Here is a 14,723-nt window from a genome sequence, read left to right as displayed (position 1 = left end):
GAACCGCAACAGTAGCCAAATACAGCTGAAACTTGGCGGTACAGTCGGATTTTATGCCAGCAGTACAGTTGCAGCTGTTACAGCTTAGGTGAAGCGCTGCACAGACCTCATTAGACGTTGGTCGAACAAAAAAACCCGGGCTAGGGCACCGGGGTTTGTGCGGACACGAAGGCTCTCAGCGGTAGTCGCCGAGCTTGCCCTGTTCGTCGGAGATGAGGATCTCAACCCGACGGTTCTGCGCACGGCCCTTGGCCGAAGCATTCTCCGCCAGCGGGTGGGCCTCGCCGTAACCTTTGACCTGCATGCGCCGGGCATCGATACCGAGGTCGACCAGCACGTCGGCCACGGCCTGGGCACGGGCACGCGATAGCTCGAGATTCTCCTCCGCGATACCACGATTGTCGGTGTAACCCTCGATGCGGATATTGCGCCGCGGATTGATCTGAAGGAATTGCACCAGCTTGAGGATGGTGCGGTTGGCCGACGCCTTGAGCTCGGTACGGCCAGCATCGAACAGCACGTCCCCCAGCGTCATGACCAGACCGCGATCGGTCTCGCTGGCGGCCAGATAGACCACCTGCTCCTCCAGCCACTGGCCCTGCTGCTGAGCACCAAGCAGCTTGGCCTCGCGCAATGCAAGCTGCAGGCGCTCACGCTCCAGCTCAAGCCTGGCCAGACGCTCCTGATTGAGCACGAGATCAGCGTGCTGGCGGGCAATCTGGCTGTAGCGCTGACTCAGATAGGCGTAGTGCGCCACATCATCGGCGCTGCCCCAGTAGCTGGAGAGGCGCTCGGCGCGAGCCAGCGATTCGCCGGCACGGATCACGTCCTTGGGCGCGCTGCGCAGCACATCCGGATCCTCCTTGACCTGCTGGAAACTGGCCTCTGCCTCGGCCAGCACTTGCTGGCTCTGCTGACCGGCACAACCGGCGAGCAATGCCAGAGGCAACAGCAGGCCCATTGTCAGAACGTTGTTGGACATTACGGCAACTCCCCCAGTTGCTTGCGCAGGCGGGTAATGCGCGCATTCAGTTCGTCGAGCTGCTTCTGGCTCTTCTGATTGAGCACTCTGGCCTCGGCCAGGCGTGCGTCGAGTTCGGCCTGCTCGGCGAAGACCCGGGCGCGCTTGTAGTCTTCCTCGCCCATGTTTTTCTCGGCACGGGCGAGCTTCTGCTCGGCCAGCTGCATTTCCTCGATCTGCGTATCCGCGCCGACGGCACGGGCCTGCTCGACGGCCTGGGCTGTCAGGCGCATCTGCTCGCGCGGCGCCGGGTCGTTGGCACAGCCGGCCAGGGCCAGCACAGCCAAGCCAAGGGGTAGAAGTCGGTTCACTGGGACTGTTCCTGCGGTTGCGGGGGTACGTCGGCGGCCTGCAGCTGCTGGGCCTTCCAGCGCTCCAGGTTGCGCTGTAGAAGGGTTTCCGGCAGGCCGGCGGCGGTCAATTCTGTCATTTTTTTCGCCAGCTGTCCGCGCAGCCAGGGGTCGTTGCAGGCCGAATCGTGCGCCAGGGTCAGGTACAGACCCTCGCTGGAAATCGGCGGTTCCAGTGTCTCCAGGCTCTCCAGCATGCCCTGGGTGCCGGCCAGCGCCATGCCTGGGTAACGTTCGTGGAGCACATAGTCGCTACGCCCCAGCAGCAACTTCTGGAAGGCCTGGAGCAGGCTAGGCGCCTCTTCCACGTTGAGGTTGGCCTTGGCGAAGGCATCGAACTGCTGGCCAAAACTGTTGTGCACGAGGGTGCCGCCGGTTCGCCCGCGCAGGTCCTCCCAACCGCTGTAAGGGAAGCCCTGGTCTTTGCGCACCCAGACCACGCTGGGGCTGCTGAAGAAGGCCGGGTGCACGTAGTCCATGTACTCCAGGCGTGGCAGCGTGAGCGCGGCTCCGGCCAGCAGATCGACCCGACCGGTACGGACCTCGTCCTGGGCGCGGGACCAGGGGCCGGTATAGAGAATCTCGATCTTCACACCCAATTGCTCGCCGATTAGCGTCAGCAGGTCGGCATTGGCGCCGATCAGGTGCTGCGGGCTCTGCGGGTCACGCCACAGATAGGGGGCATACTCTGGATTTCCGGTAGCCACCAGGCGCTCGCACTTGCCAGCCGCCGAAGCGAAACTGGGCAGCAAGGCCAGGAGCGCCAGGCCGATGAGGTTCAATGTCCGCATTTTTTGCATCTGAAACACCGCTGTTCTCGTGGCAGGCACAGGTGCTGCCCGCATCATGCTAGCGTACCAAGCATGTCTAATAATTATTAGCGATAAGGATTCGCCCCATGAAAAAGCTCGCCCTCGGTATCGCCCTGCTGCTGGCCTGTGCGGCTGGCGCCCTCTATCTGTACCCTGGCGCGCTGGTCGCCAGCATGAAGTTCATCGAGCGCCAGCAGGCCGGCCTCTCCCCTCGCGAGATAGAGGTCGATGGGCTGACCATACATTACTACGAAGGCGGGCCGGCGCAGGGTGAAACTCTGCTGATGGTCCACGGATTCGCCGCCAGCCGCGACAACTGGCTGCGCTTCGCCCGCTACTTCACCCACCGCTACCATGTACTGGCGCTCGACCTGCCGGGGTTTGGCGAGAGCAGCCGAGCGGATATCAGCTACGACGTCGCCAGCCAGGCTGAGCGGGTTCGCGCCTTCGCCAATGCCCTCAAGGTCGAACGACTACACCTGATTGGCAACTCTATGGGCGGGCACATATCAGCCCTGTATGCCGCACGCCACCCCGAACAGGTGCTGAGCTTGGCACTGTTTGACAATGCCGGCGTCACCGCACCGCACAAGAGCGAGATGATCCAGCTCCTTGAGCGCGGCGAGCCCAACCCTCTGGTGGCACGCAATGCGGAAGAGTTCGATGCGCTACTGAACTTCGTGTTCGTGAGTCCACCGGCACTGCCGGATTCGCTCAAGCGCCACTTCGCCGAACAATCGATGGCCAACCGCGAACACCATGAGCGTATCTTCGCCCAGCTGCGCGAGCGCTATGTGCCGCTGGAGCCAGAGCTGCCCAAGATCCAGTCGCCTACCCTACTGTTGTGGGGAGACAAGGACCGCGTGCTGGATGTCTCCAGCATCGAGGTGATGAAGCCGCTGCTGAAACAGCCGAGCGTGGTGATCATGCAGAACTGCGGTCACGCACCGATGATCGAGCGCCCCGAGGAGACGGCCCGGCACTACCAGGCGTTCCTCGACAGCCTGAAATAGCCGCCCCCTGGGAAACAAAAAACCCGCTCATCGAGCGGGTTTCTTGTTGGCGCGGGAAACTGGATCAGACCAGTTTCTCGAGCTCCGGTACGGCTTCGAACAGGTCAGCCACCAGGCCGTAGTCGGCCACCTGGAAGATCGGGGCTTCTTCGTCCTTGTTGATGGCGACGATGACCTTGGAGTCCTTCATACCGGCCAGGTGCTGGATGGCACCGGAGATGCCGACCGCGATGTACAGCTGCGGTGCGACGATCTTGCCGGTCTGGCCGACCTGCATGTCGTTCGGTACGAAACCGGCGTCGACGGCGGCGCGGGAGGCGCCGACAGCAGCGCCCAGCTTGTCGGCCAGGGCGTACAGGTGCTTGAAGTTGTCACCGTTGCCCATGCCACGGCCGCCGGAGACGACGATCTTGGCAGCGGTCAGTTCCGGACGGTCGGACTTGGCCAGCTCTTCGCCGACGAAGGACGACTTGCCGGCGTCACCGCCAGCAGCCACAGCTTCGATGGCAGCGGAACCGCCTTCGGCAGCAGCAGCGTCGAAGCCAGTGCCACGCACGGTGATCACCTTCACGGCAGCCGAGGACTGCACGGTAGCGATGGCGTTACCGGCATAGATCGGGCGCTTGAAGGTGTCAGCGCTTTCAACGGCGATGATCTCGGAGATCTGGTCGACATCCAGGGCAGCGGCGACGCGCGGCAGGATGTTCTTACCGTTGCTGGTGGCGGCAGCCAGGATGTGGCTGTAACCCTTGCCCAGTTCGGCAACCAGCGGAGCGACGTTTTCCGGCAGCTGGTTGGCGAAGGCAGCGTTGTCGGCAACCAGTACCTTGCTCACGCCAGCGATTTTGGCAGCGGCTTCGGCAGCGGCACCGGCGTTGGAGCCAGCGACCAGAACGTGAATGTCACCACCGATTTTCTGAGCGGCGGCCACGGTGTTCAGAGTGGCAGCGGCCAGAGCGGCGTTAGTGTGTTCAGCAACAACCAAGATAGTCATTTAGATTACCTTCGCCTCGTTCTTCAGTTTCTCGACCAGTTCAGCCACGGACTTGACCTTGATGCCGGCACTGCGGGCAGCAGGCGCTTCGACTTTCAGGGTCTTGACGGTGGAGGTGGTGGAAACGCCCAGGGCGTCCGGAGTCACCACGTCCAGCGGCTTCTTCTTGGCTTTCATGATGTTCGGCAGAGACGCGTAGCGCGGCTCGTTCAGACGCAGGTCGGTGGTGACGATCGCCGGCAGGGCCAGGGCAACGGTCTGCAGGCCGCCGTCGATTTCGCGGGTCACGTTGACCTTGTCGCCAGTCACTTCGACCTTGGAGGCAAAGGTGCCCTGGGCGAAGCCGGTGAGGGCGCCCAGCATCTGGCCGGTCTGGTTATTGTCGCTGTCGATGGCTTGCTTGCCCATGATGACCAGTTGCGGCTGCTCCTTGTCGACCACGGCTTTCAGCAGCTTGGCCACGGCCAGGGAGTTCAGCTCTTCGTTGGTCTCGACCAGGATGGAACGGTCAGCGCCCAGGGCCAGGGCGGTGCGCAGTTGTTCCTGAGCGGCGTTCGGGCCGATGGTGACGACGACGATCTCGCTAGCGACGCCCTTCTCTTTCAGGCGAACGGCCTCTTCGACGGCGATTTCGCAGAAGGGGTTCATCGACATCTTGACGTTGGCGAGGTCGACGCCGGAGTTATCCGCTTTGACGCGGACTTTGACGTTGTAGTCGACCACTCGTTTGACAGCTACAAGAACCTTCATGGATTCCTCGTTACTCTCCGGTGAATAAGAATGTCGCCAAGGCAAGCCTGGCCGGTGATGCAGGTCGGCCGGAACCGACAGTCAGCCCATACGGCAAACGCAAAACCGCCCGTATCTTGACCGGAACGCCTTTTTCGGTCAACACGAAAAACCGCCCTTTTATCTGGCGCCAGCCCTTGCGCTATGAGGCTTTGAGAAAATTCAAACAAACGTTTGTATTGGACGCCAGAGGGTCTGTATATATAATGCCCAGCGCGCAGGCCAGAGAAAGCCTAGCCAAGCCAGATCAACAACACCGAAGAAGCCTTGAGTAGGAGATTCTCTGTGGAACGCGAATTTATGGAATTCGACGTCGTCATCGTCGGCGCCGGCCCTTCCGGCCTGTCCGCCGCCTGCCGACTGAAGCAGAAGGCCGCTGAAGCCGGCAAAGAAATCAGCGTCTGCGTGGTCGAGAAGGGTTCCGAAGTCGGCGCTCACATCCTCTCCGGTGCAGTCTTCGAGCCGCGCGCCCTGAACGAACTGTTCCCCAACTGGAAGGAACTGGGCGCCCCGCTGAACACCGAAGTCAAGCGCGACGACATCTACCTGCTGAAGAGCGCCGACAAGGCCTCCAAGGTACCGAACTTCTTTGTGCCCAAGACCATGCACAACGAAGGCAACTACATCATCTCTCTGGGCAATCTGTGCCGCTGGCTGGCCCAGCAGGCCGAAGCCCTGGGCGTCGAGATCTACCCGGGCTTCGCCGCCCAGGAAGCGCTGATCGACGAGAACGGCGTGGTGCGCGGCATCATCACCGGCGACCTCGGCGTGGACCGTGAAGGCCATCCGAAGGAAGGCTACTACACCCCCGGCATGGAACTGCGCGGCAAGTACACCCTGTTCGCCGAAGGCTGCCGTGGCCACATCGGCAAGCAGCTGATCAAGAAGTTCAACCTGGACTCCGAAGCCGACGCCCAGCACTACGGCATCGGCATCAAGGAAATCTGGGACATCGACCCGGCCAAGCACGAACAGGGCCTGGTGGTGCACACTGCCGGCTGGCCGCTGTCCGACGAGAATCCGGGCGGCTCCTTCCTCTATCACCTGGAGAACAACCAGGTGGTGGTCGGTCTGATCGTCGACCTGTCCTACTCCAACCCCTTCCTGTCGCCGTTCGACGAGTTCCAGCGCTACAAGCATCACCCGGTGATCGCCCAGTACCTGGAGGGCGGCAAGCGCGTGGCCTACGGTGCTCGCGCCATCTGCAAGGGCGGCCTGAACTCGCTGCCGAAGATGGTCTTCCCGGGCGGCGCCCTGATCGGCTGCGACCTCGGCACCCTGAACTTCGCCAAGATCAAGGGCAGCCACACCGCCATGAAGTCCGGCATGCTGGCCGCCGAGGCCGTGGCCGACGTGCTGCTGGCCGACGGCCAGGGCGGCGACCTGCTCAATGGCTATGTCGATGGCTTCAAGGCCAGCTGGCTGTACGACGAGCTGTTCCGCAGCCGCAACTTCGGCGCTGCCATCCACAAGTTCGGCGCCATCGCCGGCGGTGCATTCAACTTCATCGACCAGAACATCTTCGGCGGCAAGATTCCGGTCACCCTGCACGATAACAAGCCGGACTACGCCTGCCTGAAGCCGGCGGCCGAGTGCCAGCGCATCGAATATCCGAAGCCGGACGGCAAGCTGAGCTTCGACAAACTCTCCTCGGTGTTCCTCTCCAACACCAACCACGAGGAAGAGCAGCCCTGCCACCTGAAGCTGACCGACGCCAGCATTCCGCTGTCCGTCAACCTGCCGAAGTTCGATGAACCGGCACAGCGCTACTGCCCGGCCGGCGTGTACGAAGTGGTGACTCAGGAAGACGGCGAGAAGCGCTTCCAGATCAACGCGCAGAACTGCGTACACTGCAAGACCTGCGACATCAAGGATCCGTCCCAGAACATCACCTGGGTGGCTCCGGAAGGCACTGGCGGCCCGAACTACCCCAACATGTAATTCGAGCCTCGATGAAGAAGCCGCCGCAAGGCGGCTTTTTTGTGCACGCACAGTTGCAAACTGGCGCTTTTCAGGGCGAGGTAGAGACCGCATCATGCCCGGCATCCCGACCAGGCCAGGAACCCTCATGATCGGCAAAGTCTCTCTCGACCGACTGCACTCGGCAGGCATGGCCGTGCTGTCTCTCGGTCTTTTCATTCAACTCAGCGGCCTGCTCTTCAACAACGATGACAGCCGCTATGCCACGCAGATTCACCTGCTGCTGTTTCTACCCGCGCTCCTGCTTTGGGCTGCCGAGAAGTTCGACTGGGGCATGTGGCGTCAACCCAGCGCCTACCTGCTGCTGGGCTTGCTCGGCTGGGTCTTGCTGCGCGGCAGCCTGGGTGCAGACAGCGACAAGCCGCCGCACTACTGGCTGAAGATTGGTCTGTTCATACTGCTGTATGTCTTCAGCATCCACCGACTCTTGATCGCCGGCAGCCTCAGAAAGTCATTGCTGGCCGCCATCATCGTCAGTGCGCTGGCAGCCTGGCTGACCCTCTTCTATCAGTTCGGCGTGCTCGACAAGCCGTTGTCCTATGCCGAACTGCGGACCTATGGACGGCTGTCTGAACTCGGCTGGGGAGGCTTCGCCGATCTCTCGCATCCGATCATCGCTGGCCTGTACTTCGGCCTGTTCGCGTTGCTCCTGCTCGGGCTGATCGTCGAGTTCGAGCCACGCTGGCCAGGCCTGCTCATCGCCTATGTAGGCCTGGCAGGCCTGTTGTTCTACGTCCTGCTGACCTTCTCGCGCGGCGCCTGGTTCGCCACTCTGGCCGGCGGACTGGTTCTGCTCCTGCTGTCGCCCAAACCGCGCGCACGACAATTGCTGGGGCTCGGCATATTGATACTGCTGGCGATGCTCCTCATCTTCCAGACCGAACTGCAGAGCGAAATTCGCCAGGGCACCAGTCAACGCGGCCCCATCTGGCACAACTGGCTGGATCGATTGCCCGAGTTCTGGCTGTACGGCGACGGAGCCGGCAAACCACTGGTTTACACCTACCCGTGGGGCGATACCGTCTTTCACGCCCACAGCCTGTATCTGCAGCTTTGGTACGAGTACGGCGTGATCGGCGCCGGGCTGTTCGCGGCACTGCTGTGCGCGCTGCTGCTCAAGGGCTGGCAGCTGCGCCGGCAGCGCGAGGCGCGCATTGGGCTGGCCGCACTGGTCTTCGCTGTGGTGGCGATGGTCTCGGACATCTATGCCCTCTTCCATCGCCCCAGCCCCTACTGGGTGATTGTCTGGCTACCGATCGGCTTTCTCATCGCACTGCGACGCCGCCCCGATCAGACACCGCCGTAGCGGGCGCGCAGAACATCGAGTATCCGCTGATAGGCACGCCCATCACCAAAGGGATTGCTCCAGGTCACCCGAGCCTCCAGCAGCGCATGGGCGGCCTCGATCAGCCGCGCAGGCTCGCCGTCCGGAACCAGGCATGCCCCACCGGTTTCCAGGCTTTCCGGACGCTCGGTATTGGCCCGCAGAACCAGGCAGCGGCGACGCAGCACGCAGGCCTCTTCCTGCATGCCGCCACTATCGGTCAGCACGAGTGCGGCGCCCTGCATGAGTGCCAGCATGTCCAAGTAGCCGACAGGTTCGATCGCACGGAGGCGCCCCATGCCCAGCACCACTGCACGATTCTGCTGGTTCAGGCGGGGATGCAGGGGAAAGATCACCGGGCGATCCAGCACGTCGGCCAAGTCCTGCACGGCATGCATCAATCGGGCGAAATGCTGCGGATCGTCGGTATTGGAGGGACGATGACAGGTCAGCAACAGATACCCCTCCTGCTGCACGCCCAGCGTTTGGTAAATGGCCGATCGCTCGCTGACCGCAGGCGCGTAATGCAGCGCTGCATCGTTTCCGGTATTGCCGGTGACATGAACGCCTGCACCGGAGATTCCCTCGCGCGCCAACAACTCGACCTGCAATGGAGAGGGGCAGAACCAGAGACTGGAGAGATGGTCCAGCAGTACACGGTTGTTCTCTTCGGGCATGCCCTTGTCGAAACTGCGCAGACCGGCCTCGATGTGCGCCACCTCGATACCCGCCTTGCTGGCCGCCAGACCGCCCGCAAGTGCGCTGTTGGTATCACCCTGCACGATGACGCAGTCAGGCCGCACCTCGCGCAGAATCGGCTCGATGCCCAGCAGCATGCGCCCGATCTGCTGACTGGCCGCCCCGGAACCCACCCCCAGGTTGTAATGAGCGCCGGGCAAGTCGAACTCCGTGAAGAACTGGCCGTCCATCAGGGCGTCGTAGTGCTGATTGGTGTGAATCAGCGTGTAAGACACTCCCTGGCGGACGCAGGCGGCCAGCATCGACGAGAGCTTGATGATTTCAGGGCGCGTGCCCAATACGAACGCGAGATGCATGCATTTCCTTGGTACTAGGCCAGCACTAATGCTGAATCGTTTCGAGCGGGCGCATCAACTGCCCGCATTGGTTTTCCTCTCGGAACGCCCGACAACACGCCGCGAGCAGCCGCGGATTAACGCCGCCATCGATGATGCTCACATGGCCATGCTGCGCCTGCAGCACATCGACAGCCCAGGGCGCCTGGAATGCCGGCGAGACGCGGGCTGTCATGGTCAGCGCGCCTCCTGGCCAGCCGCCGATACAGCCCGACTTGCCAGGTCGACATAACATGCCGCCAGCCGGGGCGCCTGCCCACTCCAGGTAAACTGGCTACGCACCCTCTCACGCACCTGCTCCGGCACCTGCCGCTGCGCAGTAGCATATGCACAGCGGGCCAAAGCCGGCACATCGCCCATCGGGAACAGCGCATCCCAGCCAACCGCATCCAGAATGGCGCGGTTACCCTCGATGTCCGAACAGGTGATCGGCACCCCAGCCAACAGCGCCTCCAGAACCACCGTCGGCATACCCTCGCGCGCGGACGCCAGAACCATGCTGTCGCAACCGGCCATCATGGCGGCGGCGTCATCATCGTCCTGCCACCCAAGGAAGCGCACACGCTCCGTGACACCCAGTTGCCGAGCGAGCGCCAGCAGAGGCTCGCGTTCATCGCCACGTCCAATGACATGCAGCACGGCATCCGCCAGGCAGGGCTCGGCCAGAGCCTTGAGCACATCATCCAGGCGCTTGATGGGGTCCAGTCGCCCGATCGACAACAACGCGGGCCGCCCCTCCAGAGGCGCCGCAGCAGAGCGGCACAGCGTACGCTGCGCATCGATACAGTTGGGGACGATCATCACGCGCCGGGCTTTGAGACCACGCTTCGCCACGTCGTCGATCCAGCCCTCGTGCAGCAGCACCAGGGTGCCGGCAATATGCAGCAGAACACGCTCCGCCGTCAGGTCCCATAGGCGCTTGAACGCGCGCAACAGCCACGAGCCGCCGTCATAGTAACAATGAGGGGTGTACACCACAGGCACCCGACGCAAGCGGGCCAGCAGCGCAGCACACAACACCAGCGGCGTGCGCGAACCGTGCAAATGCACGACATCACAGTGACTCAGGCAGCCCCAGAGCCGGCGGTAACCACCCCGTACAACAGGGAACGGCGCTTGCCCCTCGCCCACCTGGGGCGCAAGCATGCTCAGGGTCACCGAGGGATCATCTCGTAGCGCCTGCGCCAAGCCCTGAACATGCCGGGCAACACCGCTGAATAGCGGCTGATACTCCTTGCTCACGAAGAGCACACGAACCTTCATGCTTGTTCCTCATCAACCGCACGACCAAGACCTGCCAACAACCGTGCGAGGCCTCCCGTCTCAGCCGTGAAACTCTCCTGCAACCAGGCCAGTTGAGCCCGCGCAGTCTCCTCGCGAAACGCCACGTCGGTGCGCAGGCGCTGGTACATCTCCAATACCTGCACCACATTCTCGGCGCAGGGGAGCCCCTCCAGGGTTTGCAAGGCACTCCGATTACCCTCCACTGGCGCGACCAGACGCACGACCCAGTGGCCGGCCAGCGCAGCATCAAACAGCGCGGTGCTACAGCACCCGAGCACCAGGCGTGGCGTGGCCCCGGCGCCAAACTCGGCATGAGGCGGCCTGCTACAGGCCAGCGCAGCCACACCCGGGTAGGGCTGTGACTCCTGGGGGTGCAGCAGGATGCGCAACCCTGGTTCGGCTTGCAGCAACGCTGTCGCAGTCGCTCGCAGCCAGCCCGGGAGTTCGCAACCGAGAATCGGCGCATGGGCCTGCGACAACAGGGAGAGCCCGGCGGGCGGCTGCTCGGGCGCCCTGAGTTCAGGCGCCCTGCCCAGTGCATCCTCGACCAGATGCGAGACCGGGCTGCCGCCCTCGACAAACGCACGGCGACTGCCTGCCCCCCAGACCACATACCAGTCGGCGCGAGTCGGAAAGAACTCATCCGTTGGCACGCCGTGCTGAAGGCAAACCGTGGTCGCGCCCTGGCCAATGGCTGCATTGCTCATCATGTCGAAATCGTTGTGCAGCACCAGCGGTCCGCGTCGCCCGGCCAGTGTGCGCGCCAGGCTGTCACGCCATAGCACGCGCCGGGACAGGCAACTGGCCAGAAGCAGCGAGCGCTGACCAAGCAGCACCCGTGCAAAGGTAGCCAAGGCCCTGCCAACGCCTGGCAAAGAAGGCCGCGCCGGGCGCAGCACCGGTAATCCCGGGGACAGGTCACGGGGTGACAGGCGTGGATGTACCAGGGCGAGCGCATTCCCCGGCTGCACGTGCTGCAGGCAGCGCGCCACTGTTCCCCAGCCACTCTTGCCGGCCAGGGTAACCAGCAGAATGATCTCGTCCCCCTCCCGGCAGCTAACGGGCATGGGACTACGCAACAGCTGCCAGGCGTCCCGCAGCAGCGCGGCAACGCCACGCAGCCCCGCCCATCGCCGGTGGTTGGCCTGGAGAAAGAAGGCTTCGTGCCTGACGTCCACTGCTGCGTCACCGACCTGCAGGCGCAGTGTCGCCAGATGGCGAGCAAAGGCACTACGCGACCCAGTCGATGAGATCATTCAACACATCCCGGAAAAATGCCGCCACGCTACCCGCACCGCTGGCAATTGCCAAGCGCGAACCCCATCGAGAAATCCGGAACCGCGAACACCCAGGATACCCGTAGCAATACCCGCCGACGCCCTGGCGTGCTTCGCAAGGCGCAGTGGACGCACAAACTGCATGTCGCCCACCGTGGCCTTGATGCGGCTGTAGCGATAGCCGGCAAGCAACCAGTACTGCCAGCGATCGGCCTGAGCGGGTGGCCGCTTCAGCGACCGCAAACAAAGCCACTGGTAGAACAGCGCCCCGCTATCACCACGCAGAGTGCGCGCCAGATCGATCAGACCTCAAGCACCGCAACTCGGGAGTTCAGCACGTCACAGATAGCGCGCACGCCGCCAGACCGGCGAGGGCTCATTGCCACCGCAAGCTGGGCAGCAAAGGCCGACCAACAGGCGATCAAGCGCTCGAAGATCCGCTCACAATGATGGGGACTGAACAGCAGACATCATCGGCTCTGAACGCCTCAAGAGTGGCACTGAGCCGACAACGCCAGTAAACCTGCAATTGCATCGTTTTGCGCGGCTATGGCACATTGCAGAGCCTTTCCGAACACACAGACCCCGCCAACAGAAACGGATGTCGTGTGGCCCCCCTGCTGTTCGAATTCAGGTTGATTGCATGTCCACCTCGACACCCCCACTGTCCTTCCAGCAGAGCGAGGTTTCTCTCGGCGAACTGCTGCTGCGGGTCTTGCGCTTTTACCAGAGATTCTTCCGCCTCCTCGCCGCTCCCGCACTGCTGCTGGCATTGTGCGCGGCCTGGCAGATTTCCCAGCGCCCGCTGTACGCGCTGGACGCATTCATCGAGGTTCCGGACATCACGCTCTCGGAGTGGCGCCAGACACAACCCTATCTCTGGGACGAGGCCCGGATCGCACGCAGTTTCGCGGGGGACGATGCGGAGCTGCAGAGGCTGAAGCGTCGGGCTCAGAATCCGCTGTTCTGGACGTCAAACGTCACCTACCAACCCTCAATTTTCCGCGATGATTTCCGTGAAATCCCTGGCCTGCAGAACGAGGAAAACAATGGACTCGGTCTGGCGCTCAAGCTGCGAGTCAGCGACGCGGAGCAGGCACAGCGCCATTTGCAGGTACTCAGCGAGCACATACGGCAGGCGTTGCTCGCCAACAGCCTGATGCACGCCGTGCGCGAGGGGCAGAAGGCTCTCGCCGAGCGATCCAAGCTGCTGACCGAAAAGCTCCAGGTCGGCTTCGAAATCCAGCAGGCAGAGCAACGCATCCGTGATATGCGCGGCCTGCTCGAGCGTTATCCGGAAACCCGGCAGATGCCCTCCCACACCGTCGTATCGGTACGCGAAGAAGGCGGTAAGTACCTGGCGCCATTGCCGCAGATCGTTGCACTGGAGGCAACGGTTTCTGAACAGCAGGCCCGCCTGCGCAAGCTGGAGCGTGACCTGCACAAGCTGGACGCGACCGCGGCACTGCTGGCCGATATGGACAACGCCGACCAGCAAGCGGCATCGGGTACCGATCTCTACAACCGCCTGCAGGAGAACAGCAACCGCCTGAGAGCCTCGCAGACACCGTTCACCAGCGCTCAGGACGAAGCACTGCAGGAATTGAATGCCAAGACCGATCTGGCCAAGGCACGTTATGACGCAATGGCAGGCAAGTCCCGCTCCACCCTTGCAATGGCCCCGATCTCGACCCGCAACCCGGTCCTGGCTGCCATCGCGACGTTTATCGCCGTGTTGGGCGGTCTGTCACTCTGGCTCGCCACACATATCTGGCTGAGCGGCGCAGAACCCGAACTGCGCTGGCTGCCGCGCCGCCTTCGGTCCCTGCTGATCAGCGCGAGGCCATCATGATGCGTCTTCTGGTGACCGGGGGAGCGGGCATGATCGGGCGTCGCGTGGTCGCGCAGTGGCGCGCTCGCCTTGGCGAAGTCGCCGTATACGACAACCTCAGCAGCGGCTTGACGATGCCGCACCAGGCAAGCCTGGCGGTCCAGGCTGACCTGCGGGATGAAGACAGCCTGAAAGCGGTACTGCGCGACTTCCGCCCTCAGGCCATTCTGCACTTGGCGGCGATTCACCACATTCCCACCTGTGAAAAACAGCGCGCCTACTGCCTCGACGTCAACGTGGTCGGCACCGAGCGTTTGCTGGCTGCCGCCACCGAGCACTCCATCGAACGCATCGCGCTGGCCTCCAGCGGGGCCGTCTATGCCTGGCAAGAAGCTGCACTGAGCGAACAAAGCCCACTGGCACCCTGCGACAACTATGCCTTGTCCAAGTTCTGCAATGAACAGCAGCTGCGCTACTGGGCTAACCAGGGCGGCCGCATCGGGCGTGCAGCGCGGATCTTCAATACCATCGGACACGACGACCCCAATGCACACCTCATTCCCGACATACTGACGCAGCTGCAGCAATCTTCCAGCGGCGTCATCCGCCTTGGCAACCTCACACCACGCCGGGACTACCTGCACGCCGATGACGTGGCCGCCGGCCTGATCGCCCTGCTGAACGATCCTCGCGACTCACTTGCATTCGATACCCTCAACCTCTGCTCAGGAGTCGAACACTCCGTCGAGCAGCTCGTGCGTGAACTGGCGGATGTCCTACAACGCCCTGTCACCATCGAAGTGGACCCTGCTCGCCAGCGCCCGGTCGATCGCATCAGCCAGCTGGGTGATCCACGCCATACCCTGAACACACTGGGTTGGCAGCCACGCATGGGCTTCAAGGAGGCTCTGCGGCGGGTTGCATTTCCGGACAGCCAGGCGTGAGTGAGGCAGA

Annotated in this window: 14 protein-coding genes; 5 read left to right on the top strand and 9 right to left on the bottom strand. The window is 62.9% G+C overall.

Annotated elements, in window-relative coordinates; translation table 11 throughout:
* Positions 1-175: 175 nt before the first annotated feature.
* Genes ACOAPY_RS08900 through ACOAPY_RS08890 form a run of 3 tightly spaced genes read right to left on the bottom strand, consistent with a single transcriptional unit; the run spans position 176 to position 2,171 of the window.
* Positions 176-982: an OmpA family protein gene (locus ACOAPY_RS08900; RefSeq protein WP_465156251.1), complete on the bottom strand. Its 807-nt coding sequence runs from the start codon at positions 980-982 to the stop codon at positions 176-178.
* A complete protein-coding gene (locus ACOAPY_RS08895) occupies positions 982-1,308 on the bottom strand; it encodes a DUF4398 domain-containing protein (RefSeq protein WP_465156756.1) in 327 nt (108 codons plus the stop codon). The genes ACOAPY_RS08900 and ACOAPY_RS08895 overlap by 1 nt, the downstream gene beginning before the upstream one ends.
* A 20-nt stretch (positions 1,309-1,328) precedes the next feature.
* Complete coding sequence (locus ACOAPY_RS08890; protein ID WP_465156250.1) at positions 1,329-2,171, bottom strand: substrate-binding periplasmic protein; 843 nt, start codon at positions 2,169-2,171, stop codon at positions 1,329-1,331.
* 98 nt (positions 2,172-2,269) lie between these two features.
* Between ACOAPY_RS08890 and ACOAPY_RS08885 the strand changes: the two genes are divergently transcribed.
* Positions 2,270-3,196: an alpha/beta fold hydrolase gene (locus tag ACOAPY_RS08885; protein ID WP_465156248.1), complete on the top strand. Its 927-nt coding sequence runs from the start codon at positions 2,270-2,272 to the stop codon at positions 3,194-3,196.
* 64 nt (positions 3,197-3,260) lie between these two features.
* Here the strand turns inward: ACOAPY_RS08885 and ACOAPY_RS08880 are convergent, their stop codons facing one another.
* On the bottom strand, positions 3,261-4,190 hold the full coding sequence (locus tag ACOAPY_RS08880) for an electron transfer flavoprotein subunit alpha/FixB family protein (RefSeq protein ID WP_076429481.1): 930 nt from the start codon (positions 4,188-4,190) through the stop codon (positions 3,261-3,263).
* The gene (locus tag ACOAPY_RS08875; protein ID WP_465156246.1) at positions 4,191-4,940 is read right to left on the bottom strand and encodes an electron transfer flavoprotein subunit beta/FixA family protein; all 750 of its coding nucleotides are present in this window, start codon (positions 4,938-4,940) and stop codon (positions 4,191-4,193) included.
* Between the two features lie 306 nt (positions 4,941-5,246).
* Here ACOAPY_RS08875 and ACOAPY_RS08870 point away from each other — a divergent pair, with 306 nt between their 5' ends.
* Positions 5,247-6,920, top strand: coding sequence for an electron transfer flavoprotein-ubiquinone oxidoreductase (locus ACOAPY_RS08870; protein WP_465156244.1), 1,674 nt, complete (start codon positions 5,247-5,249; stop codon positions 6,918-6,920).
* A 127-nt stretch (positions 6,921-7,047) separates the two neighbouring features.
* Positions 7,048-8,265: an O-antigen ligase family protein gene (locus ACOAPY_RS08865; protein WP_465156242.1), complete on the top strand. Its 1,218-nt coding sequence runs from the start codon at positions 7,048-7,050 to the stop codon at positions 8,263-8,265.
* On the opposite strand, the gene wecB is transcribed toward ACOAPY_RS08865, so the two are convergent.
* The 4 genes from wecB to ACOAPY_RS08845 are packed head-to-tail and all read right to left on the bottom strand — an operon-like array spanning position 8,250 to position 11,917.
* A complete protein-coding gene (wecB, locus tag ACOAPY_RS08860) occupies positions 8,250-9,338 on the bottom strand; it encodes a non-hydrolyzing UDP-N-acetylglucosamine 2-epimerase (RefSeq protein WP_465156240.1) in 1,089 nt (362 codons plus the stop codon). The two genes, ACOAPY_RS08865 and wecB, sit on opposite strands and share 16 nt — an antisense overlap.
* A gap of 25 nt (positions 9,339-9,363) precedes the next feature.
* On the bottom strand, positions 9,364-9,552 hold the full coding sequence (locus ACOAPY_RS08855) for a hypothetical protein (RefSeq protein ID WP_465156238.1): 189 nt from the start codon (positions 9,550-9,552) through the stop codon (positions 9,364-9,366).
* Positions 9,553-9,554: 2 nt separating this feature from the next.
* The gene (locus tag ACOAPY_RS08850; protein WP_465156236.1) at positions 9,555-10,640 is read right to left on the bottom strand and encodes a glycosyltransferase family 4 protein; all 1,086 of its coding nucleotides are present in this window, start codon (positions 10,638-10,640) and stop codon (positions 9,555-9,557) included.
* A complete protein-coding gene (locus ACOAPY_RS08845) occupies positions 10,637-11,917 on the bottom strand; it encodes a hypothetical protein (protein ID WP_465156234.1) in 1,281 nt (426 codons plus the stop codon). The genes ACOAPY_RS08850 and ACOAPY_RS08845 overlap by 4 nt, the downstream gene beginning before the upstream one ends.
* A 664-nt stretch (positions 11,918-12,581) precedes the next feature.
* On the opposite strand from ACOAPY_RS08845, the gene ACOAPY_RS08840 reads away from it, so the two are divergent.
* Together ACOAPY_RS08840 and ACOAPY_RS08835 are read left to right on the top strand one after the other, a co-directional pair.
* Positions 12,582-13,790: a hypothetical protein gene (locus ACOAPY_RS08840; protein ID WP_465156232.1), complete on the top strand. Its 1,209-nt coding sequence runs from the start codon at positions 12,582-12,584 to the stop codon at positions 13,788-13,790.
* On the top strand, positions 13,787-14,713 hold the full coding sequence (locus ACOAPY_RS08835) for an NAD-dependent epimerase/dehydratase family protein (protein ID WP_465156230.1): 927 nt from the start codon (positions 13,787-13,789) through the stop codon (positions 14,711-14,713). The genes ACOAPY_RS08840 and ACOAPY_RS08835 overlap by 4 nt, the downstream gene beginning before the upstream one ends.
* Positions 14,714-14,723: the final 10 nt, after the last annotated feature.

It is taken from the genome of Pseudomonas stagnisoli, from assembly GCF_048595745.1.
In the GTDB taxonomy this organism is placed as follows: Bacteria; Pseudomonadota; Gammaproteobacteria; order Pseudomonadales; family Pseudomonadaceae; genus Aquipseudomonas; species Aquipseudomonas alcaligenes_A.
The sequence above is the reverse complement of the archived record's forward strand: the minus strand, read 5'-3'. Positions and strand labels throughout refer to the sequence as shown.